Origin of the sequence: Emticicia sp. (genome assembly GCF_049241225.1) — a bacterium.
Taxonomy (GTDB): Bacteria; Bacteroidota; Bacteroidia; order Cytophagales; family Spirosomataceae; genus Emticicia.
On the sequence record NZ_JBMLRC010000471.1, the window covers coordinates 1 to 22,291 of the forward strand.

At 38.0% G+C, this 22,291-nt stretch carries 21 protein-coding genes and 1 tRNA gene; 6 read left to right on the plus strand and 16 right to left on the minus strand.

The genetic code is table 11. The features are described 5' to 3' along the window. Positions 1-107: 107 nt before the first annotated feature. The 4 genes from ACOVO2_RS24190 to ACOVO2_RS24205 all read right to left on the minus strand — a co-directional run bounded on the left by ACOVO2_RS24190 (position 108) and on the right by ACOVO2_RS24205 (position 3,727). Positions 108-338, minus strand: coding sequence for a hypothetical protein (locus ACOVO2_RS24190; protein ID WP_421772444.1), 231 nt, complete (start codon positions 336-338; stop codon positions 108-110). Positions 339-390: 52 nt separating this feature from the next. Next, positions 391-2,157 (minus strand): ABC transporter ATP-binding protein, encoded by a 1,767-nt coding sequence (locus ACOVO2_RS24195; protein WP_421772445.1) that lies wholly within the window; start codon positions 2,155-2,157, stop codon positions 391-393. A 151-nt stretch (positions 2,158-2,308) separates the two neighbouring features. Beyond that, positions 2,309-2,379, minus strand: a tRNA-Gln gene (locus ACOVO2_RS24200). Positions 2,380-2,455: 76 nt separating this feature from the next. Then, positions 2,456-3,727, minus strand: a complete 1,272-nt coding sequence (locus ACOVO2_RS24205; protein WP_188765423.1) for a DUF349 domain-containing protein — start codon at positions 3,725-3,727, stop codon at positions 2,456-2,458. Positions 3,728-3,941: 214 nt separating this feature from the next. Here ACOVO2_RS24205 and ettA point away from each other — a divergent pair, with 214 nt between their 5' ends. Then, the gene (gene ettA / locus ACOVO2_RS24210) at positions 3,942-5,606 is read left to right on the plus strand and encodes an energy-dependent translational throttle protein EttA (RefSeq protein ID WP_421772446.1); all 1,665 of its coding nucleotides are present in this window, start codon (positions 3,942-3,944) and stop codon (positions 5,604-5,606) included. Positions 5,607-5,628: 22 nt separating this feature from the next. Beyond that, positions 5,629-5,826, plus strand: coding sequence for a hypothetical protein (locus ACOVO2_RS24215; RefSeq protein WP_421772447.1), 198 nt, complete (start codon positions 5,629-5,631; stop codon positions 5,824-5,826). A gap of 370 nt (positions 5,827-6,196) precedes the next feature. Here ACOVO2_RS24215 and ACOVO2_RS24220 read toward each other — a convergent pair whose 3' ends face one another. After that, on the minus strand, positions 6,197-6,700 hold the full coding sequence (locus ACOVO2_RS24220; protein WP_421772448.1) for a hypothetical protein: 504 nt from the start codon (positions 6,698-6,700) through the stop codon (positions 6,197-6,199). Positions 6,701-6,806: 106 nt separating this feature from the next. Between ACOVO2_RS24220 and ACOVO2_RS24225 the strand changes: the two genes are divergently transcribed. Both ACOVO2_RS24225 and ACOVO2_RS24230 read left to right on the plus strand, forming a co-directional pair. Continuing rightward, entirely contained in the window at positions 6,807-8,459 is a 1,653-nt protein-coding gene (locus tag ACOVO2_RS24225; protein WP_421772449.1) for a M28 family peptidase, read from the plus strand. 83 nt (positions 8,460-8,542) lie between these two features. After that, on the plus strand, positions 8,543-9,367 hold the full coding sequence (locus ACOVO2_RS24230; RefSeq protein WP_421772450.1) for an aminotransferase class IV: 825 nt from the start codon (positions 8,543-8,545) through the stop codon (positions 9,365-9,367). Between the two features lie 71 nt (positions 9,368-9,438). On the opposite strand, the gene ACOVO2_RS24235 is transcribed toward ACOVO2_RS24230, so the two are convergent. The 7 genes from ACOVO2_RS24235 to ACOVO2_RS24265 all read right to left on the minus strand — a co-directional run bounded on the left by ACOVO2_RS24235 (position 9,439) and on the right by ACOVO2_RS24265 (position 16,696). Next, positions 9,439-9,627: a hypothetical protein gene (locus ACOVO2_RS24235; protein ID WP_421772451.1), complete on the minus strand. Its 189-nt coding sequence runs from the start codon at positions 9,625-9,627 to the stop codon at positions 9,439-9,441. 151 nt (positions 9,628-9,778) lie between these two features. Beyond that, positions 9,779-10,315 (minus strand): GtrA family protein, encoded by a 537-nt coding sequence (locus tag ACOVO2_RS24240; RefSeq protein WP_421772452.1) that lies wholly within the window; start codon positions 10,313-10,315, stop codon positions 9,779-9,781. Positions 10,316-10,341: 26 nt separating this feature from the next. After that, the gene (locus ACOVO2_RS24245) at positions 10,342-11,736 is read right to left on the minus strand and encodes an NADH-quinone oxidoreductase subunit N (protein ID WP_421772453.1); all 1,395 of its coding nucleotides are present in this window, start codon (positions 11,734-11,736) and stop codon (positions 10,342-10,344) included. Positions 11,737-11,847: 111 nt separating this feature from the next. Further along, positions 11,848-13,293, minus strand: coding sequence for a complex I subunit 4 family protein (locus ACOVO2_RS24250; protein WP_421772454.1), 1,446 nt, complete (start codon positions 13,291-13,293; stop codon positions 11,848-11,850). A gap of 76 nt (positions 13,294-13,369) precedes the next feature. Next, positions 13,370-15,316 (minus strand): NADH-quinone oxidoreductase subunit L, encoded by a 1,947-nt coding sequence (gene nuoL / locus ACOVO2_RS24255; protein ID WP_421772455.1) that lies wholly within the window; start codon positions 15,314-15,316, stop codon positions 13,370-13,372. Positions 15,317-15,397: 81 nt separating this feature from the next. After that, entirely contained in the window at positions 15,398-15,727 is a 330-nt protein-coding gene (nuoK, locus tag ACOVO2_RS24260) for an NADH-quinone oxidoreductase subunit NuoK (RefSeq protein ID WP_421772469.1), read from the minus strand. Positions 15,728-15,880: 153 nt separating this feature from the next. Continuing rightward, positions 15,881-16,696 (minus strand): 3'-5' exonuclease, encoded by an 816-nt coding sequence (locus ACOVO2_RS24265; RefSeq protein WP_188765434.1) that lies wholly within the window; start codon positions 16,694-16,696, stop codon positions 15,881-15,883. Between the two features lie 276 nt (positions 16,697-16,972). Between ACOVO2_RS24265 and ACOVO2_RS24270 the strand changes: the two genes are divergently transcribed. Next, on the plus strand, positions 16,973-17,995 hold the full coding sequence (locus ACOVO2_RS24270) for a patatin-like phospholipase family protein (RefSeq protein WP_421772456.1): 1,023 nt from the start codon (positions 16,973-16,975) through the stop codon (positions 17,993-17,995). A 4-nt stretch (positions 17,996-17,999) separates the two neighbouring features. On the opposite strand, the gene ACOVO2_RS24275 is transcribed toward ACOVO2_RS24270, so the two are convergent. Continuing rightward, the gene (locus tag ACOVO2_RS24275; protein WP_421772470.1) at positions 18,000-18,182 is read right to left on the minus strand and encodes a hypothetical protein; all 183 of its coding nucleotides are present in this window, start codon (positions 18,180-18,182) and stop codon (positions 18,000-18,002) included. A gap of 81 nt (positions 18,183-18,263) precedes the next feature. Here ACOVO2_RS24275 and ACOVO2_RS24280 point away from each other — a divergent pair, with 81 nt between their 5' ends. After that, the gene (locus tag ACOVO2_RS24280; RefSeq protein ID WP_421772457.1) at positions 18,264-18,944 is read left to right on the plus strand and encodes a hypothetical protein; all 681 of its coding nucleotides are present in this window, start codon (positions 18,264-18,266) and stop codon (positions 18,942-18,944) included. Here the strand turns inward: ACOVO2_RS24280 and gltX are convergent. From gltX to ACOVO2_RS24295, 3 genes are all read right to left on the minus strand, one after another. Beyond that, positions 18,936-20,441 carry a glutamate--tRNA ligase gene (gltX, locus tag ACOVO2_RS24285; protein ID WP_421772458.1) on the minus strand — a complete coding sequence of 502 codons (1,506 nt, stop codon included), beginning with the start codon at positions 20,439-20,441 and terminating at the stop codon, positions 18,936-18,938. The genes ACOVO2_RS24280 and gltX overlap by 9 nt on opposite strands. Positions 20,442-20,558: 117 nt before the next feature. Beyond that, positions 20,559-21,071 carry a DUF2480 family protein gene (locus tag ACOVO2_RS24290; RefSeq protein WP_421772459.1) on the minus strand — a complete coding sequence of 171 codons (513 nt, stop codon included), beginning with the start codon at positions 21,069-21,071 and terminating at the stop codon, positions 20,559-20,561. Positions 21,072-21,166: 95 nt separating this feature from the next. Then, positions 21,167-22,123, minus strand: coding sequence for a hypothetical protein (locus tag ACOVO2_RS24295; protein WP_421772460.1), 957 nt, complete (start codon positions 22,121-22,123; stop codon positions 21,167-21,169). Between the last annotated feature and the right edge of the window lie 168 nt (positions 22,124-22,291).

Below are 22,291 nucleotides of genomic sequence, written 5' to 3' on the forward strand. Positions count from 1 at the left end.
CAAATATCAAAATATTCAAGGTTATCTAAAAGCCACAAATAACGTTTTTGTGTTACACCTCCAGCAATACACTTGCAATAATATTCGGGTCAATAACCACCCTTATTTTATTGGTAGCCATACTTTTTGCGAATAGATTTAATTGCCTTGTTTACATCAGATTGTGTATGCTTTTGATTGGGCAAGCTTTCTAAAAAAGATTTCGCATCATCGACGGCCGCTATTTTTTTTGCAGGAGTTTTTAAGGCTTTTACCTCAATAAAATCTAATGATTTTAGGTATTTAATTAAAGCATCAGATTGACTGTCATTTTTCGTATTTATGATATATTGACTCATTTCTTATGAATTTATAAACAAATTTATCATATTTTTTGTAAAATACTATGTTTTACACAGCCACCAATTTATTCTTGCGTTCGCCAATTTGCTGACGCCACATGGCATAATAAAGCCCTTTTTCTACCAAAAGTTCTTCGTGTTTGCCTACTTCAATGATTTTTCCTTGTTCCAAAACAAAGATTTTATCGGCGTGCATCACGGTACTTAGTCGGTGAGCAATCATTACTGTTATGTAGTCGCCTTGGGCGGTTACGTCTTTTACCGTGTTTGTGATTTCTTCTTCGGTCAATGAATCTAAGGCCGAAGTTGCTTCATCAAAAACAAAAATCTTTGGATTTCTCAACAAGGCTCTGGCAATTGATAAACGTTGTTTTTCTCCACCCGAAATCTTGATTCCGCCTTCACCGATGACGGTATCAACGCCATTATCGGCTCTTGCCAAAAGATTCTGACACGAAGCTTTTTGCAAAGCGTCCATTATTTCTTCATCGGTCGCACGAGGTTGAGCAAAGAGCAAATTTTCTTTGATTGTTCCCGAAAATAATTGTGTATCCTGCGTTACGAAGCCAATTTGCGAGCGTAATTCTTCGATATTGATTTCGTCAGAAGGCAGTCCATTATAAAATACTTTTCCTTCCGATGGATTGTAAAGCCCAACCAAGAGTTTCACCAAAGTAGTTTTTCCCGAACCCGATGGCCCAACAAACGCTACGGTTTGACCTTTTTTTACTTCAAAACTTACATCTTCTAATGCTTTTCCTGCGGCAGTTAGGTGTTTGAAACTTACATCTTCAAAACGAAGGTTTTCAACCATTCCGAGTTTAGTCGGAAACTCTGGCGTTACTTCAATTGGGTTATTGAGTAATTTTTCAAAGTTATTCAATGATGCTTCGGCCTCACGGTAAGCAATAATTACATTGCCCATTTCTTGCATTGGTCCAAATACAAAAAACGAACAAAATTGTAGCGTAAGTAATTGACCAACAGTCATTTGGTCTTTGAAAATCAATAACAATAAAAGGAATAAAATTGCCTGACGTAAGAAGTTTACGAAAGTCCCTTGAATAAAACCAATACTACGTATGCTACGCACTTTCTTGAGTTCGAGTTGTAGAATTTTAAACGTATTGAGATTCAAACGCTTAATTTCTTGGTCGGTCAGTCCTAAACTTTTTATCAATTCTATGTTTCGGAGCGATTCGGTGGTTGTTCCTGCGAGTGCCGTCGTTTCTTTTGTAATTGTCTGCTGAATCTTCTTAATTTTTCGGCTCAAAACCCTCGTCAGAGCCGCCAAAGCTGCTGCTCCACCCAAATACACAAAAAACAACCACGGACTAATGCCGAAATGGAAGATATAGACATTCAACACAATAATACCAATCAAGGAAGTAAAACCAACATTCACAAAAAGTGTGATAAACTTCTCGGTGTCGGTGCGTACTTTCTGTAAAACCGAAAGGGTTTCGCCGCTTCGTTGGTCTTCAAATTGTTGGTAGGGAAGTTTGAGCGTATGTTTTAGACCATCAGTAAAGATAGATGCTCCAAATTTCTGAATTACCATATTCATTACATAGTCTTGAAGCGTTTTAGCAATTCTACTTACCATTGCCACGCCCACGACGGCACCGAGCATCAATAAAACTCCAGCGGTATAATCTGATTGCGTGAAAGTTTTTGCTTTTCCTGCATACTCATCTACGATTTTTCCGAAAATGAGCGGGTCGAGCAATGAAAAGGTTTGATTAATGGCGGCTAAAACTAAAGCCAGCACTACCTGCCAACGGTAGCGGCCCAAGTATTGTAATAGTAATTTCATAAGATAGAAGTAAAGAAAGACGAAAAGTTCTGGTTTGTACTAAACTTTAACAAAGCCTATGAGTAAATAATTCCTTGGAAGATTTAAAGGAGAAGGGCAGAAATTAAAAAAGGTAAAACTTGAATGAATCAAATTTTACCTTTTAAGGTTGTTGACCTACCAGGATTCGAACCTAGAAAGACGGTACCAAAAACCGTAGTGTTACCATTACACCATAGGTCAGTCCTGAATTATGATGCAAAATTAATATTTTTGATTTTATAACGCAAGTCTCAAACCAAAAATTTTTTATTTTTTTTTATTGAGCTTGTGCAGCACGGCGTAATTCTTCCAAAATCACTTCCTTCATCAAGAGCTTACGCTTTTGAGTTTGGATATTCGATTGCGTGATTTTATCTAAATCTGGCCCTTGCGAAACGCCTTCGTTGCTTTCAATCAAAATCTTCAATTCGCCTCTTGCACGAATCACGATGTTTTCCATTTCACGGAATTTCGTCAAGACCTGTTGTTTTTCGCTCAAGTAGTTGTAATTAGGTAATTTTCGAGTAACCACTTTCATCAAGTAGCTCAATTCAAAAATCTTATCACAAGCTGCTCTGAAACGCTCAGCAACATTGCGTACTGCTAAATGCGATGGCACTTTGATGTTTTTCCAGTCATTGAGCATTACTTTAGCACGCTCAGTTGCTGCAAAAATATCTTTCGATTCTGCCAAGCTTTCAGCTTCTTCCATCATTTTTTGTTGAGCTTCTACACGAGGGTCAACACGTACTTTGATTTGGATGCCTTTCGCAGCACAATATTTTTCGTAATATAATGTAGTGAGTTTCTTGAATCTACGGAACTCGTATTTCAATCGCTTCGGTGGTACATCGCCCACATTACGCCATTCTGATTGTAGGCGTTTTAATTCTGCGAAAGAAAGTTCCCAGTTACCCATTCTGAACAACATCTCGGCACCACGAACAAGCTCGGCATATTTTTCCATACGCTCGCCAATGATACGATTTTGTTCTTCATAGAAAGCCTTTCTACGTTGATAGAAATCATCTAAAACTTCTTTGAAAGTTTGTTCGATTGATTCCTGATAAGGCTTATCAACTGGACCTGTTCTTATCCAGCGAGTTTTAATGTCTTGGAGTTGCTCCGCAACAATGTTCCAATCAACCTCTTCTTTAGCTACCTTAGCTTCTTCAATAAGAGCTTCTTTGATAGCCAAATTATTGGCCTGATTGCCCACAATCAATCCACGTAGAAATTCCTCTTGCTCATCAAGAGTTTTGAGCAATGGAATAAAGTCGCCGATGCCGTCGAAATTCAGCAAGCGTTTGCGGAGTTGCGTGAGTTTTGTCAAGAAAGAGCCCTTATTTTGGGCCTCGGTAATCTCAGATTCCAATTGAGTAACCTTGTTTACCGCAATTTGGTAACGGTTAATGAAATACTGGAAAGCCTCTTCTTCTGTGCGTTTAACTTCTCCGATTTGTCGGTCGGGCATATCTAAATACCCCTTCAAGAATACCTTACCGTCTTTTATGTAAGCATATTCGTTTTCTAATGTTACGCCGTTCATAATAAAAAAATCACATGGCTTGTGAGTCAGGGATGGTGGTTTGTTTGGGTAAAATTCGCAGTTTTTTTGTATAATACAAACAGCTTTACCGATATTTGCGTAAAAATTTATTAAATATAGTAAAAAATTACTGATTTGATAGATTTTGATGTGAAATTATTGAAAAATTAACATTAATTTTTGTTTTCAGACCTAATTACAGATTTATTCAACCATGAGCGAACAAATTATCTTTTCGATGGAGCGAGTGAGTAAAATCATTCCGCCTAATCGTCAAATCTTAAAAAATATTTACCTTTCGTTTTTCTACGGAGCCAAAATCGGGGTTTTGGGTTTGAATGGCTCGGGTAAATCTACGCTGCTTCGAGTGATTGCGGGTATCGACAAAAACATCAACGGCGATGTGGTTTTCTCGCCAGGTTATACCGTCGGTATGCTTGAGCAAGAGCCAAAGCTTGACCCAACTAAAACGGTTCGTCAGATTGTGGAGGAAGGCGTACAGGAAATCGTAGATTTATTGAAAGAATTCGACGAAATCAATGAAGCATTCGGCGACCCTGATGCTGATTTTGATAAACTTTTGGCCCGTCAAGGCGAAGTACAAGAAAAACTCGACAACTTTGATGCGTGGGAATTAGATACCCGTTTGGAGCGTGCAATGGACGCTTTGCGTTGTCCACCAGAAGATGCTTTGGTTGAAAACCTTTCGGGGGGAGAAAAACGCCGAGTAGCACTTTGCCGTTTGCTTTTGAAACAACCCGATGTATTATTACTCGATGAGCCTACCAACCACTTAGATGCTGAATCGGTGCTTTGGTTGGAAGAACACCTACGTCAATATAAAGGAACGGTCATTGCCGTTACCCACGACCGTTATTTCTTGGACAATGTAGCGGGCTGGATTTTAGAATTAGATAGGGGCGAAGGTATTCCGTGGAAAGGAAATTACTCTTCGTGGTTGGAGCAAAAACAAAATCGTCTGGAGAAAGAAGAAAAAACCGAATCGAAACGTCAGAAGACTTTACAACGAGAATTGGAGTGGGTGAAAATGGCTCCGAAGGCACGTCAGGCAAAATCTAAGGCTCGTTTGGCAGCATACGACCGCATGGTAAGCGAAGACGTGAAAGAAAGAGAAGATAAACTCGAACTTTTCATTCCACCGGGGCCACGTTTGGGTAATAAAGTAATTGAAGCATCGGGCGTGAAAATGGGCTTTGGCGATAAATTATTGTACGAAGACCTAAATTTCAGCTTACCACAAAATGGTATTGTTGGAATCATCGGGCCAAATGGTGCGGGTAAAACAACTTTATTCAAATTGATTACCGAGCAGTTAAAACCATTGGCAGGTACTTTTGAAGTTGGTGAAACCGTGAAACTTTCTTATGTTGACCAAGAGCATAATCAACTCGACCCAAATAAATCAGTTTATGAATTAATTTCGGGGGGAAATGATTGGGTGATGCTCGGAAACAAGCAAGTAAATGCCCGTGGATATGTAAGCCGTTTCAATTTCCAAGGTTCTGACCAAGAGAAAAAAGTTGGTACACTTTCGGGTGGAGAGCGTAACCGTGTGCATTTGGCTATGATGCTCAAAGAAGGCGGTAACTTGTTGCTTTTAGATGAGCCTACCAATGACTTGGACGTAAACACGCTCCGTGCCTTAGAAGAAGGTCTCGAAAATTTTGCGGGTTGTGCGGTGGTTATTTCCCACGACCGTTGGTTCTTGGATAGAATTGCAACGCATATTTTGGCATTTGAAGGCGATTCGCAAGTATATTGGTTTGAAGGAAACTTCTCAGAATACGAAGAAAACCGTAAAAAACGCCTCGGGACTGATGTGACTCCTAAGCGTATTAAATATAGAAAATTGCAGTAGAAATTAGCTGAAAAGCATAATTATGGAAACTATCATTATTCAATCACAATCAAAAAGTACATCTAAATTATTGACTGGGTTGGCAAAGAAATTGGGTGAAAAAGTCCAGGTTCTTGATAAAGAAGTTTCAGAAGAATTATCTTTCGGGAAAATGATGGTACAAGCCAAAACAGGTAAAACCGTTTCGAAAGAATCAATCTTAGCTGAACTTAGTAAGTAAATGTATGGAAGTACAATTCGATGAATCTTTTTTGAAAAGTCTTTAAAAATTAAAAGATAAGAAAGTCAGAGAAAAGCTGAGCGAACTTATCATTAATTTTGAGGATAGCGAAAATCTTTCAGAAATACCAAATATTAAGAAAATGCAAGGCTACGAAACTTGCTACTGAGTTCGGCTTGGAGATTATAGAGTAGGTTTTGAATTGCAGACAGATAAATCAATTCTTTTTATTTTGGTGGCTCATCGCAAAGAAATTTATCGTTTCTTTCCTTGAGACTTTATTGAAAGTATTGTTATTGAATTAAAAATATTTGCCATAGAATCAGATTTTTGAAATCAATTCTATGGCAAATATTTTATTGATAGTTATTTACCTCCTCGCTTCTTTAATCGCACTTTCAAAGTGCTGAGTTATTTCTTTCACCACATTTTCATCCTTTGTTGCGAGTGTAAATGATGTATGGCTATCTTTCTCATCATCTTTTACATTAAACGAACCACCGATATTATTATCTTTTCCGAAACCTAAATCTACTTTAACACGGTCGGCTGGTACATCTAATACCAACTCATAATTACCATTTTTTTCTTTTTTATAACTTACTTTTCGTACATCTTTCAGTGACCAGCTAATATTAAAACCCATCGAAAAATCTTTGTCTTTGGCACTGATGTCCATCAACATTTTATTTCCTGCAAACGAAAAAACAGGCTTAGATTTATTCCCGTTTACGTTCAATTGTTTGTCATCGTCATTAATAACGAGTTTGTTTAAGTGAGTTGTGAGCCAATCGGTATTGGCTTTTAATGTAGATTGGGCAAAAATAAATGTCGAACAGCCAAGCAGACTGAGTGTTAAAAGAAGCTTTTTCATAGTTTTTATAATTTTGTTTGATAGGTAGATGCAAAAAATGACAATGTGGTTGCGTAGCTTTAAACAAGAACCTTTACTTTTGATAAAAAAACAGAAATTACACTTTATGAAGAAAACATTCCTAACTATTCTCTCTTTTCTAAGTCTTTCAGCATTTGCTCAGAATAGTATTTCTGAACAAGTCTTAAAACACCTCGATAACATTGATACTAATAGAATTAAGGCTCACGTAGCTTATTTATCAGACGATAAGCTCAAAGGGCGTTTGCCTGGAAAAGAAGGCTACCAAATGGCGGTTGATTATGCGATTAATCAATACAAAGAAATGGGCTTGAAACCAGCAGGTGAAAAAGGAACTTATACCCAAAGAGTAATGCTCCGCAAAGCCAAGCTGGTAAAAGAAACAGCCAAATTTACGCTCACTTTACCCAATGGCGAAAAGAAAGAATTATCGCTCGGAAATGATTTGTCGATTTATCCACACCCCGAACTAAAAAGTGTTGATTTCAAGGCCTCTTTGGTTTTTGTTGGGTCAGGATTTGATGCTCCGCAGATAAATATTGAAGATTATAAAGGTCTTGATGTAAAAGGGAAAATTGTAGTTGTGTTGCGTCGAATTCCTGAAAACTTACCCGCAAATGTGAAGCTACATTTGGGCTATCCAGCCACATTGCAAGCATTTGCTGCTCAAAACGGTGCAATTGGTGTGCTGGTTTGTAATTATACGAATAGTGTTGTGCAGTTTAAAGCTGCTGCCAATAGTATGGTTTCAAATGGTATTTCGGCATCGGTAACCGCTAAGGGTAAACGTGCAAGTTCGGCAAGCGTTTTAGGCGGAAAAATCAAAGTTGCTGGTGGAATTTCGGTTGCTGCTTTACAAGATTTGATGCGTGCCGAAAATAATATGCTTGATAGCACTTGGCAACAACTCGAAAAAGGAAAATATGTAAGTAAAACGCTGAAAAGTACGATTTCGGGACATTATGAAAGTTCATATCAAGATATAGAAAGCTATAATGTTGTAGCTAAAATTGAAGGAACTAATAAAAAACTAAAGAAAGAATACGTAATTCATTCGGCTCATCTTGACCATTTAGGTGTTGGCCGACCAATCAACGGCGATTCAATCTATAATGGTGCTCACGATAACGCCTCAGGCGTGGCGTGTGCTTTAGAAATTGCTCGTTCGTATGCTACTTTACCAACTGCCGAAAAACCTAAACGTTCGTTGCTTTTCTTATTGGTTACAGCTGAAGAAATGGGATTGCTTGGTTCTGGCTATTTTGCAGCATACCCAACAGTAAAGAAAAGCCGAATCGTGGCCGATATAAATACTGATATGCCTACATTGCTTGCTCCGCTAGAATCTGTTGCTCCATTGGGTGCAGAACACAGTAGCTTACAAAAAGTAGTAGAAACGGCGGCAAGTATTGTGAAGTTAGAAGTTGAGCCAGACCCAGACCCAAGCGAAGGGCGTTTTGTACGTAGTGACCAGTATAATTTCGTTAAGGCCGGCATTCCTGCTCTTCATATTAAGTATGGTTATAGATTTAGTAATCCAAGCTTAAATCTGGCCGAGAAAGTTAAGAAATGGCGTGAGGCTCATTACCACAAACCATCCGACGAAATCACCAACGGTTTTGTGTGGGCAGCGGGCAAAACATACGCTCGTGTAAACTTTTTGGTAAGTTATTTAATTGCTCAAACTCCCGAAAAACCAACTTGGAATAAAGGAGATTTTTTTGAAGTAAAGAAGTAATCTTAGTCTACAGTCGATAGTCAACAGTCCACAGTATAGATTGCTGAGTACTTATTGATAAACCAATTAATTCTCAATTCAATATGCCACATCATTGTTATTTAAACGGAGTTGTTAGTCCAGTCGAAACAACCAATATTCATATCACAGACTTAGGGCTTTTACGAGGCTATGGCTTGTTTGATTATTTTCGTACTTATAATGGTCGTCCGTTTCAATGGGACTGGTACTGGGAACGCTTTGAGCGTTCGGCAAAATTGATGTATTTGCCTAATCCTATCTCGAAAGATGAGGCTTACACAACGGTAATGGATTTAATCAAAAAAAGCGGTTTAGAAGACTGTGGAATCCGTTTTGTACTTACGGGCGGATACTCGGCCGATAGCATGAAAATGACCCAGCCAAACCTACTTATTATCAGCGAAGATATTCATCCAGTAAAGCCACAAGAATACGAAACTGGAATAAAGGTGATTTCGCATGAGTATGTGCGTGACTACCCCGAAATCAAAAGCACTGATTACAAGCATTTGATGATTCTACAAACCAATATTAAAGCCGCTGAAGCAAGCGATGTGCTATTTCATAAAGATGGCTACATTAGCGAACTAAGCCGCAGTAATGTGTTTGTGGTGAAAGATAATGTAATTGCCACGCCTGATACTCAAATTCTGAAAGGAATTACCCGACGTTACGTTTTAGAATTGGCTAAAGAAAATTTTAAGGTTGAGGAGCGAAGTGTGACTTTACAAGAACTTCTTGAGGCCGATGAAGTTTTCACAACAAGCACAACCAAGAAAGTTTTGCCAATAACCAAAATAGATGAGATAAGTATTGGGGTAGGGAAGGAAAGAAGTGTATCTAAGTTTTTATTGAATTCAATGAATGAAAAACTAAAAACTTGGTAAAAGCTTGATTATTAGGCAATAAAAAAACCTTGTTCTGATGAACAAGGTTTTTTTATATAACTCAAGAAAGATTATTTCTTAGTTGTATCAGCAGCAGCAGCAGCAGCTGAATCTACAGTTGCAGTAGCTGAATCAGCAACAGCTGTTACAGTTGAATCTACAGCAGCTACAGTTGAGTCAGCAGCAGTTTCAGATTTAGAAGTACAAGCAGCTAAAGAAGCTACACATGCTACGAATAAGATTGCGATTACTTTTTTCATTGTCTTTGTTTGCGGTGTTTTAAGGTTTGATTTTAAACGCATTGCAAATTTAAGATAATTTTAAGATATGGAGCAAGTGTTTTCTTAAAAAATATTTAAAATTTTCTTAAATTCTTTTTAAGAAAATAGGTTTTCTTGTTTTTGTGCAATTTCAGCGAGTTGAACGAGCCTTAATTTTATCATAAACGCCTGTACTTCTGAAAGTTAAGAACTTATGACCGTAAAAATTGGCAAGAAAACTGAAGCCCATACCTACAATATGAGAAAAAGTTTCTCGAATAGTTAAAGAGAATTGTGTAAAATATATATTAGCAATATAATCCAGAGTTAATGACGATAGTCCCAATTGGATCCCCAAAGCTAAAGTGGCGATAATAAAAAATTTTATAGATTCTCGTTTAGTGTTTCCCGACTCTTTTGCAGAAAATGCGAAGACCTTTTGTGGTATAAAAGTTATAACAGTAGCAGTCATATATCCTGCAAAAACGCTCCATTGAAATGCTGGTTTATCGGCAAAACCAAAACTTACAAACAGTGGTTTGTATAATATTCGAGTAACAAAGTTTGTTCCCGCTCCTAGAACAGCGGTAAGAAAGAATGTTATGAATGACCTTAACTCCTTATTTTTTATTTTGTTAAGTAATTTCACAAATTGATTTAGTCCAGTAAGGTTTAAAATATGCTCCACAGATAGGTGATTTACGGTTTCGCAAATCAGAGCAATTCACGTACCAAGTCAGGGAATAGTCCAAGTAAAATTGACCCAAGAGTCGTAAATCCGAGAATTATTTTATAAAAAGAGCTTAATTGAATATTATCTCCTTCGCCATCCTTCATGTATGCTGCAATAATGGGTTTGAAATAATAATAAATACCAACCGCCGACATTGCTATAGCAATGACAAGGACCCAAATGTGTCCACGTGAGGCAGCATCTGCAAATACATAAAATTTACCCCAAAAACCTGCCGTTAGTGGAATACCAGCCAACGATAACATTGAGATGGCCAAAACTGCTGCTAAGAAAGGACTTTTCTTTGATAAACCGTTTAGGATCGCAATATTTTCGTTCGGACGACCATCCACTAAGCGATCTTTCGATACTACCATCAACACGCCAAAGGCACTAATTGTTGCCAAAGCATAAGCTAATGAATAGAATACGATAGAATCACCTGATTTATTGTTTAGACCCACAACAGCCAACAACATATATCCGGCGTGTGAGATACTCGAAAACGCTAACATACGCTTAAAGCTATTCTGAGAAACTGCCGTAATGTTACTGATAAATAAGCTTAAGATAGCCATCGTTACGACCATCACCCACCAGAAATTATACATTGGCGAGAATGATACTTCGAGAATACGGTAAATTGCGGCAAAACCAGCCGTTTTTACAACCGTCGACATGAAAGTTGTAAAAATAGTTGGAGCACCTTCGTATACGTCTGGTGTCCAGAAGTGAAAAGGTGCTGCCGAAACTTTAAATAGTAAGCCAATCAATAAGAAAGTAACACCAACATATAAAAATACTGGGCGAATATCAGTAATTGGTTGCAATAACAAAGTGCGAGCATCGGAAATATTAAACGAGTAATTTGCTCCATAAAGCATTGCCATTCCAAAAAGCATGATACCAGTTGCAAACGATCCCATCAAGAAATACTTCAATGCCGCTTCATTTCCTCTTAAATTGCGTTTATCACTTCCTGTAAGAATATACATCGAAACCGAAAGAATTTCTACTCCTACAAACAACATAATGAGGTTTTGGAAATTGGTCATCATGATTGCCCCTACTAATGAAAATTGCAAAATTGCAAAATATTCGGCAGGTTGAGCATGCTCGTCATCAAGGAAACCTTTCGATAATGCCATAATCAAAAATGCTGAAAGCAAAATGATAGAGCTGAACACAATAGAAAGGTTGCTGGCTTCGAGCATATCGTAGAAATATAATCCTGGGGCATTCCAATCAATAAAATTTGAAAGAAAGGCAATCGCCACGAAAAGCAAAGAAGCTGGTAAAAGTATTTTCTTTGATTTTAGGAAACCTAAAAACAAGGTAACAAGTCCAGTAACAGAGAGTACGAGTATTGGATACATATTTTATTTGATAAACCCCCAGCCCCTTGAGGGGAGGAATTGAGTTTTATAATATTTCTATTTTTTGATAAAATTCAATGTTTTTGAAGCATTGAAAAACTATCGACCGAATTACTTCATCATCTGTAAAATGCTATTTACAGCTGGCTCGGTGATTTTTAAGAAAACATTAGGGAAAAGACCCATAATCAAAACTACCGCTGCGATTGGCAATAAAACTGCCACTTCGCTGCCACTTACATCTTTAAATTTCGCTGTAATGTCATTGCTTTCGCCAAACATTGAGCGTTGCATCAAGCGAAGCATATAAACTGCACCCAAAATGATTGTAAGACCAGCAAAACCACCTAACCAAGCATTTTTATCATAAACTCCTTTGAGTAATAAAAACTCTCCAACAAAACCATTTGTAAGCGGTAGAGCAACACTTCCCAACATAATAATCATGAAATAAATACTCAAAGCGGGTGTTTTTTGTGTAATTCCACCCAAAGCCGTCAAATCACGAGTGCCAGTGCGGTCGTAGATAATTTTTACGATAAAGAATAAACCAACTGCATTTACACCATGAGCAACCATCTGAAGTAATGCTCCTTGAATACCGTTGATATTACCCGATAAAACCCCAGCTGCCATTAAGCCCATGTGAGCAAAAGATGAATAAGCTATAAGACGTTTGATATTATTTTGCTGAATAGCTATGATTGAACCGTAGATTAAACCAATGATTGAAAGAATCATTCCGAACTGTCCCCAGTTTGCTACGCCCACAGGTGCTAAAGGAAGCATGATACGAATCAGACCGTAAACCCCCATTTTAGAAAGTAAACCCGAAAGCAACATCGTTGCTGGTGTTGGCGATTCTGAATAAGCATCTGGCTGCCAAGTGTGGAACGGAAGCACTGGCATTTTGATAGCAAACGCAATGAAAAACGCCCAGAACAAAAGATTTTGTGCATTTGGTGAAAGCAGTTTCGCTGTTGTGGCCAGTTGGTCAATTTCAGCACTTGCCCCTTTCATATACAAATAAACAAGAGCAACCAACATAAACAAACTTCCGAAGATGGTGTAAACAAACATCTTGAAAGTGATACGTGGTGCGTCTTTTCCTCCCCAGATAGCCGCAATGAAATAAACTGGAATCAAGGCAGCTTCGTAGAAGAAATAGAACAAGAAAATATCACGAGCCATAAATACACCCATCAAAGCTGTTTCGGCCAAGAGAATGAGAGCGTAAAATGAAGCGTGATTTTTGTAAGTATGCTTAAATGTTGAAGCAATGATAAGTGGTACTAAAAATGCTGTAAGCAATACTAATAAAAGACTGATGCCATCAATAGACACATGGAAATTGATGTTTAGGTCTTTCATCCAACTGTATTTTACTCCGATAGTTGTTTGAGTACTGAAGGTCGTAAAAGCATAAATAGCAACAGCAAGTGTAGCCAATGATACTACAAGGGCTGTATTTTTTGATGAACCTACGCTACTTCCTTTCAATAAGAGTAGTACAAGACTACCAATGAGGGGTATAAGTATGAGTGTTAGTGCCAACATTCGAAATTAATTTTATTATTATTACTTAACCGTAATTTTTATGAATATCAATAAGTCTAAAACAAAGACCTAAGTTTTATTTTTTTCCAACAAAAGCCAAGATAGTTTCCAAAACTTGGTAGCCGAGATTCATTCCTAAGATTACGGCAATACCGATAACCATCGCAAATAAATAGAATCCTGTTCCACCTGCTTGTAATTTACGAGCAACTCCGCTGAATGTATTTACAAAACCACCAATGCCATTTACTGCACCATCGAATCCTTTTGGCTCAATAATGTTAGCAAATACATTTGATAAACGTTTTACTGGGTTTACGAAAACTCCCCAATAAGCCTCGTCAATGTAGTATTTGTTGTAAATAGTTTTTTGTAAGCCTGTAATTTCTGAATCTTCGGCAGGAACATTTTTGCTTCCACCAAATTTAGAATAGGCAAAAACGATAGAAATGACTGCTGCCGCAACCGAAATTCCCATCAGCATCCATTCGGTTGAGTGGTCGATTGGCGTTCCACCAAACTCAGGATTTACCGCTTTCGAACCTTCGTATAATGGACTCATAAACTCAGCAAGTGCATGAGGGAAGTGGAAGATTTCGGGCATTCCGATGAAACCGCCCACGATTGATAACACTGCAAGTACCATCAAAGGGAGTGTCATGCTGAATGGTGACTCGTGTAAGTGATGCTCTTGCTCGTGTGTACCTCTGAAACTTCCCGTGAAAGTCAAGAAATACAAACGGAACATATAGAAAGCAGTCATCATTGAGCCAGCTACTGCCAAAACCCACATGATTTTATTATGTTCGTAGACATGTGCTAAGATTTCATCTTTTGAGAAGAAACCTGCAAATGGAGGAATACCAGAGATGGCAATCGTACCGATAAGGAATGTAATGGCCGTAATTTTGATTTTACCACCAAGTCCGCCCATGCGACGAATATCTTGCTCCCCACTCATTGCGTGAATAACGCTACCAGCACCTAAGAATAATAATGCTTTGAAGAATGCGTGAGTGACAACATGGAAGAAGCCCGACGTATAAGCCGAAACACCCATCGCCATAAACATATAACCCAACTGACTTACGGTTGAGTAAGCCAATACTTTTTTAATATCATTTTGGAAGATACCAATTGTTGCCGCAAAAAGAGCCGTTGCTACACCAACCCATGCCACAACTTCAAGTGTGCCAGGTGCGAGGGTGTAGAGGATATTTGAGCGAACAATCATGTAAAGACCAGACGTAACCATTGTAGCGGCGTGAATCAAAGCCGAAACTGGTGTTGGACCCGCCATCGCATCTGGTAACCAAGTGTAAAGTGGAATCTGAGCTGATTTTCCCATTGCTCCGATAAACAAGAAAGCTGTAATGGCTACGATTGTAGCATCGCCAACCGAGAAACCTTTCGCTTTATCGAAAACTTGAAGGTATTCTACTGTGCCAAATTGATTGATAATCAAGAAAATACCAATCAAAAAACCTAAGTCACCGACACGGTTCATGATGAACGCTTTGCGAGCGGCATTGCCGTATTCAAAGTTTTTATTCCAGAAACCAATCAATAGATAAGAACAAAGACCTACACCTTCCCAACCGATAAACATCACGATGTAGTTTGAACCCATCACGAGCAACAACATCGAGAACAAGAATAGATTTAAGAAAGCGAAGAATTTACCAAAGCCTTCATCATCGTGCATGTAGCCCATCGAATACACGTGAATGAGCGTACCCACACCCGTCACAACAAAGAGCATCAAGATAGAAAGTTGGTCAATTTGGAAAGAGAAATTGATATTTAGCGTTCCGACCGTAATCCAATCAAAAATACTAACGATGATTGGTTGTTGGCCACCTGCAATAAATGCTTGATAAGCTGAAAAAGCTCCAACAAACGAAAGAAGAGCCGCTCCTGTGCCAATCCAACCTGCCAGACCTTTAGATACTTTGCGGAAACCAAGCCCATTGATTAAAAAACCGATGAGTGGAAATAAAGGTATAAGTTTTATTAATAACATATCTTACAAATTATATTTTCAAAGAATAATGATTAATGAAGTATGAAAAACGAAGAGTTGCGTTTTACATTTCATAGAATCTTACCACTTTAATTTATCTAAAAGACTCACGTCGATTGAGCGAATATTGCGGTAAATCATTACGATAATGGCGAGTCCGACGGCTACTTCGGCAGCAGCTACGGCCATAATGAAGAATACAAAGACTTGTCCCGCTGGGTCTGAACGATACGACGAAAATGCAACCAAAAGTAGGTTTACGGCATTGAGCATTAACTCGACAGACATGAAGATAATAAGGGCATTTCGGCGAATAAGTACACCCACGATGCCAATGATAAACAAGATACTGGCTAATAATACATAATTTATTAGGGGTATCTGAAAAATGTCAGGTATTTGGCTTTGCATTTCTTTATCAATTAACAGTTTAATTAATTCTTTCAAAATACGCCTTTCTGGGGCGTGCGTTTAAGAATATTTCCGCAAAAATAAACAATATTCGTTTTTGTAGTGTGCTTTTTAAGAAAATTGTTGAATGTGCTATGATATTCAGTCTTTTATCTATTTATCAAGCATCATTTTGAGCTTAATCTCAGTTAATTTACGTTTTGTGTCGAGCGGAAAATCTCCGTTTATCATCCAATCGTAGTACTGAGGCTCGTTTTTTAATATTTGTTTTACAGGCTTTCCGCTGTGTTTACCAAAATTAAACACAATTTCGCCCTTATTGTTTAAAGTCATTCTTTGAGCAAAATCAACGATATTAGCCGAAGTAAGCTGATGCAATACTTCCATATCATTTTTTACTGGTTCGTATTCTTCGCCTTTATCGTTTTTGATTTTCACACCTTCGTAGCGTTCAACTTGTGAGCAGAGAACTTCGAGCGTAGCGAGCGTATCAGCTTCGGCACTGTGGGCATTTTCAAGGCTTTTATTACAGAAAAATTTATAAGCGGCTGAAAGCGTACGAGGCTCCATGAGATGGAAAATACGTTGAGCATCAATCAATTTGCGATTTTTAATATCGAAATCAATATCCATTCTCAAAAACTCTTCTACCAACATTGGCACATCGAAGCGATTACTATTAAAGCCCGCCAAATCGCAACCTTCTAAAAACTGGGCAAGAGCCTTGCCAATTTGCTTGAAAGTTGGTGCGTCTTTAACGTCTTCGTCATAAATTCCGTGAATAAGACTCGTTTCGAGTGGAATCGGAATACCAGGGTTGATGAGCTTGGTTTTTACTTCTACTGTACCATCGAGTTTTGCTTTAGCGATACAGAGTTCTACGATTTTATCTTTGGCTACATTTACACCCGTTGTTTCGAGGTCTATTACTGCTAAGGGTTTACGTAGTTTGAGCGAATGGGTGTGCATTGGGGATAATTTTAATTCAATGTGCAAAGTTATGAATTAAAAAATAATAATAGTCGAAATCAAAGGATTAGATTATGTTGTTGATTTGTCAAAGCATTGATTGTAATAGAAAACCTGAAATTTCGTTAATTTTCAAGATTTCATCTGTGAATGTTTTTATTCCCGCTGACTTCGCAGAAAAACGCTGAAATTATGCACTTTTTCTGCGAATATCTGCGATTTCAGCGGGAGATAAAAATTATGGTTTTCTGGTTCAATGAAGATATGACTATAAAAATGTATAAAATTATTATTTGTTTGTTGTTTTCGGTGGTGGGTTTTGCTCAGCAGAAAGTTTATAGAAATTTGGTAATGGAGGGTGGAGGCATCAAAGGCATTGCTTATGGCGGAGCATTGATTGAACTCGAAAATCGAGGTGTTTTGCCACAAATTCAGCGAGTAGGAGGGACTTCGGCAGGAGCAATACAGGCGTGTTTGTTGGCAGTTGGCTACTCAGCGGCTGAGATTTCACAGATTATTGCCGATACGCCCATTGAGACTTTTAATGATGGCGGAACGGTCTTTCGGGCAGGTGAAAGGTTCTTGAAAAAATTTGGTTGGTATGAAGGGAAAAGCTTTTTAAATACGATTCAGAAATTAATTGCCGACCGCACCAATAAACCTAACCTTACTTTTGCAGAGTTGCACGAATTGGCTCAGACCGTGCCGTACAGAGATTTGTACGTGACTGGCGTAAATCTTTCCAAACAAAAAGTTGTAGTTTTCTCGCACGAGACCTATCCCGACATGAGAATCTGTGACGCTGTACGAGTTTCAATGTCAATTCCGCTTTACTACCAATCAATTTCGATAAATGCTAAAGGAAAAATTATTGAAAATCCTTTGCCAAGCGATGAATGTGATGTTTTTGTTGATGGTGGACTTCTAATGAATTATCCGATTGAGCTTTTTGACCAAACAAAATATTTGAGTACTGCAACTGATAGCACAGTAAATGAACCAGTTTTTAATGAAGAAACTTTGGGCTTACGCTTGGAGAGATGCGAGCAAATCGACCACGAAACTCGCCTAAAGACAGGCTTTGCACCTTTTGAAATTCAAGATTTTAAAGGCTACGTTTCGGCTTTGTATAATATCATGACCGAAACCGTATGCCGACCAAAACCCGAAGATATTGTGCGGACGATTTACATCAACGACTACGACATGAACCCGAAAGTGCGAAAACTATCGGAGGAAGAAAAACAGAAAATGATGATTAGCGGCCAACAGGGCGTTGTTGAATTTTTTTATCGCTGAGTCGTTACTTTCGGTTTCTAAGTTTCTTATCATCAACGGTTTTGTTGAGAAACTGATTGATTTTCTCGATGTCGTAACTCATCTGTATTTCGCCAAAAGAGTTGATTTTTATATCGAAGCCATCTAAATCCTTGTGTACACGAGGTTTCTCGGTGTTTGGTTTTTCGTCAGTTTTTTTCTTTGCCATGATTGTAGTATGTTTGTGCTGTGAATCTCAAAAATTGTATTTGGCGTTTTTGCTTTAATACAAACCCCTTTAAAAATAACTATGCTGAAAGTTGGGATAATTACCTTACTGCTTGCCCTCGAACTGAGTGTATATTACATCTTGGGTAGTTTTCCATCTTTTCTTATACAAGTGGCTATCGTTGGCTACCTATTTCATTGGTATTATTCCGGAAGAAACGAAAGCTTCAATAAAAGTGATAAACTTTTGGCGATTTCTACACTGATTTCTCTTTTTTCGCCACTAACAATTTACATAACAGATTTTTTTATCAATAGTGTTATAAAATTTACTCTAATTGCTATCAATTTTATTTTGATTATTTGGCTATTTAAGCTCGAAGGAGCAAAGATAGATTTCTCCGGAAAATCAAAGACTTTTTTAGTTTTCGTCTCTTATATCTTTACTCCTTTTGCTTTTTTATTTGCTGTAATATTTCCGCTTACAAGTACCCAAAATGCGATTATTTCGGGAGTGTATATTTTGCCATTGACTTACATGGTTTTGTTATCAACATTTTTGCCTTTCCCGGAAAAAAGCAAGTTTTATATTTCAATAGCAATGTTTTTAGTGCTGCTATCCAGCGGAGTGAGTGCGTATCGTCTTTACGTTTCCTCTTTTCCACTTGATTATTCCCTACTCCGAATCTTAATAACAGCATGTCGTGTATTTATGCTCTTGGGAATGTTAAATCGTTTCGACTCTCGTGAAAGACTAACTTAAAGCAATAACCGCTTTTTCGATACGTGAAATAACTTCAGCTTTGCCCAAAATTTCCAACGTTAGCATCAAATCTGGGCCTTTGCCTACGCCCGTGATTGCCAAACGGAATGCTTGCATTACTTTTCCTGCTTTGATTCCAGCTGCCTCAAGAGCTGGAAAAATCGTATCGTGGATATGCTGAGAAGTGAAATCAGCATCGCTCATTCCAGCAATGGCTTCTTTGATTACGCCCATTGCTTTGCGAGCATCATCATTCCACTTTGATTTTGCTACTTCTTCGTCATAAACACTTGGTGCTTCAAAAATGAAAGGAACTTCGGTAATGATTTCCTGCGGGAAAGTTACACGGTCTTTCATTAAGCTTACCAATTTAACAGCCAATTCATCAGATAAATCTGCTTTTGATTCTTTGATGATAGCCGCCAATTCTCCTTCTGATTTTGATTTGATATAGTGCTGATTAAACCACTTAGCTTTATCAATCATAAATCTTGCACCTGCTTTATGGATTTTATCTAAGCTGAACGAGTCAATCAACTCGTCCATCGTGAAGAACTCCTGTTCAGTACCAGGATTCCAACCCAAAAATGCCAAGAAATTGACAACCGCTTCGGGTAAGTATCCATCTTGTTTGAAACCACGAGCAACATCTCCATTCGATGGGTCTTTCCACTCTAACGGGAAAATCGGGAAATTACCCAACAAACCATCTCGTTTACTCAACTTTCCGTTGCCTTCTGGTTTTAAAAGTAGTGGTAAGTGAGCAAACTCTGGAGCTTTCCAACCAAAAGCTTTGTATAGTAATATATGTAAAGGTGCAGAAGGCAACCATTCTTCGCCACGAATTACGTGCGTAACCTCCATAAGGTGGTCGTCAACAATATTGGCTAAGTGATAAGTTGGCATTCCATCTGACTTCAATAAAACTTTATCATCAATCGTCGAAGAATGCACCACTACCCAGTCACGGATAATATCTTTGAAGCGAATTTCTTCTTTCAAAGGTACTTTTAAACGTATTACATAGGCATCACCATTTGCTATTCTTGCCTCAACTTCTTCTTTTGGAAGTGTAAGCGAGTTTTTCATCTGCATTCTCGTAACGGCATTGTACGAGGTATTATCAACTTTTGCTTCTTCGAGACGCTTACGCATTTCGTCCAACTCTTCGGCGGTATCGAAAGCATAATAAGCTTTGCCTTCCGAAATTAGTTGCTCGGCGTATTGGCGATACATTGGTTTTCTTTCCGACTGGCGATAAGGAGCATGTGGCCCACCAACGCCTTGACCTTCGTCGATTTCGATACCTACCCATTTCAAGGCTTCTAAAATATAATCTTCCGCACCAGGCACATAGCGAGTTTGGTCTGTATCTTCGACACGGAGGAGCATTTTTCCGCCCATTTTGCGGGCAAAAAGATAATTATACAAAGCAGTACGAACACCTCCGATATGCAGAGGGCCTGTTGGACTGGGAGCAAATCTTACACGAACCATATTTTTGTAAAACAACTTTCTAAGTTGTTTGAAATCGTAGAAATTAATTAGAAATAAACACAATTCAGAGAATTGTGATACAAACGGGTCGCAAAATTACAGAAAATTATGCAAGAATTATAGTTTCGGCTTTTTATAAAGTGGCACAGTGCTGCAAGGTTCGCCAAACATGATGCTTTGGGCATAAGGTCGTAAACGACGAGTGACCTCTACATACGCACTTGTGGGTACAGAAACCTTGCTACAACCTTTTACAACTACTCTTGTGCCTTCGTATTCTTGAAAATTGATTCTTGAAAGTGCTTCTTCGTAAAGTTTGGTTTCTAAATCTGCCAAACTTCCAAAAACTACCATGTGAGCGTAAGGCTCAAGTTGAATTGCCAAAAGCATGTAGGCCCAAGTTGGTACAATGGCATCTTCGGAGCAGGTAATGGCTACGTTTTTGCCTGCATATTGACTCCAGTCATGAGCTTTGATAAATTCTCTGAAATCTTTTTCTTTCAGAATCAAACCCATGAAAAGATTATCTTTCAAATCATAAACTACTCGTTCGCCTGCGTGGTAATAATCTTCTAAGTCGAGCGATAATAAACCACTTTTGGCTACTCTATTTACTATTATATCTTCCATTTCGACTAATTTTAAACAAGAATTACGTTACTAAGGAAGGCTTCCCTCAAAGGGAAGCCTTCCTTAAAATCACTTCTTTTCAAACAACAAATCTCTTATTCAGAAAGTTTAGTTTCCGAATCTTGTTCTTCATCGGTTTGTGTTTCCTGACTTGCTTCTTCTATTATTTCGGGTTCAAGGATTATTGGCTTTGGTGTGAGCGGAATCGGGCGGAGAGAAACAAAATCAAAAGCATTGCTGAGATTCCAAGTACGAATAAAAACTCTGCAAAAAATAAAAAACTGTTGAATGATAAACATCATCCAGATTTTCAAACCCGAAGTCATGCCGATATTTGATTCGAGAAGAAGATAAACCAGTATTACTGCAAAGCTAAACACCACAACTGCCCAGTATATTTGCATGGTTTTGAAATTTCGGAAAATATACTCGGTAGCTTTCCAAAATGCTTTCCACGGATTCAATAAATCATCTCGGTGTAATAAAACTCTGGCGTAGTCGCCCACATTGAGTAAAAAAGTAATGATGAAGAAGGCAAAAGCACTCGGAAAAATCATCCACGCCACGAAAGTTGGTTCAGTTTTTCTATCAGCTATTACTCCAAAAATGCCGTAAATAATAAATACGAGTAAAATCGCCAAAACAAGGAAAACAACTTGAAGTAAAAATAACAAGAAGAATCGCAGAAAATAATGCCCAGAATTTTTCAGAAATTCGGTTAGTTTGAAAGTATCACGAAGTGTAAACTGGCTCAGAATTCCACCTGAAAAGAAAATATTTAAGGCAATATAAAAACCACTTAAAACCAGACTAACAGGAATCATTGAAATCAATGATTTGCCGCTTTTGTGCATGAAGTCATAGAAAACCGTAAAATCAAAATCTTTGATTAGTTTCTCGAATGCCAATGATTGCTCAGATTCAGCTTTAATAATACTAAAACTCGGAAAAGCAATGATAAGCCCCAAAGTGAAGTTTACGAGAAATATAACCAAAACTATTTGCCAGTTTTGAGCAGTACGACGGAAGGCTTGTCTCAGAATTGTAAACATCAGGCAGTGGGTGCTAAAGCACAATTAAGAATGTAGAATGAAAAATGTAGAATGAAGGTTGTCTAAACTTAATACATTTATCATTTTATCAATGGATTAGGGTTTAAGAATTTAGTTTTTCATTGTTTTTGTGGCGTAATAAATCACGTTTGGTTTTCTTTTCGAGAT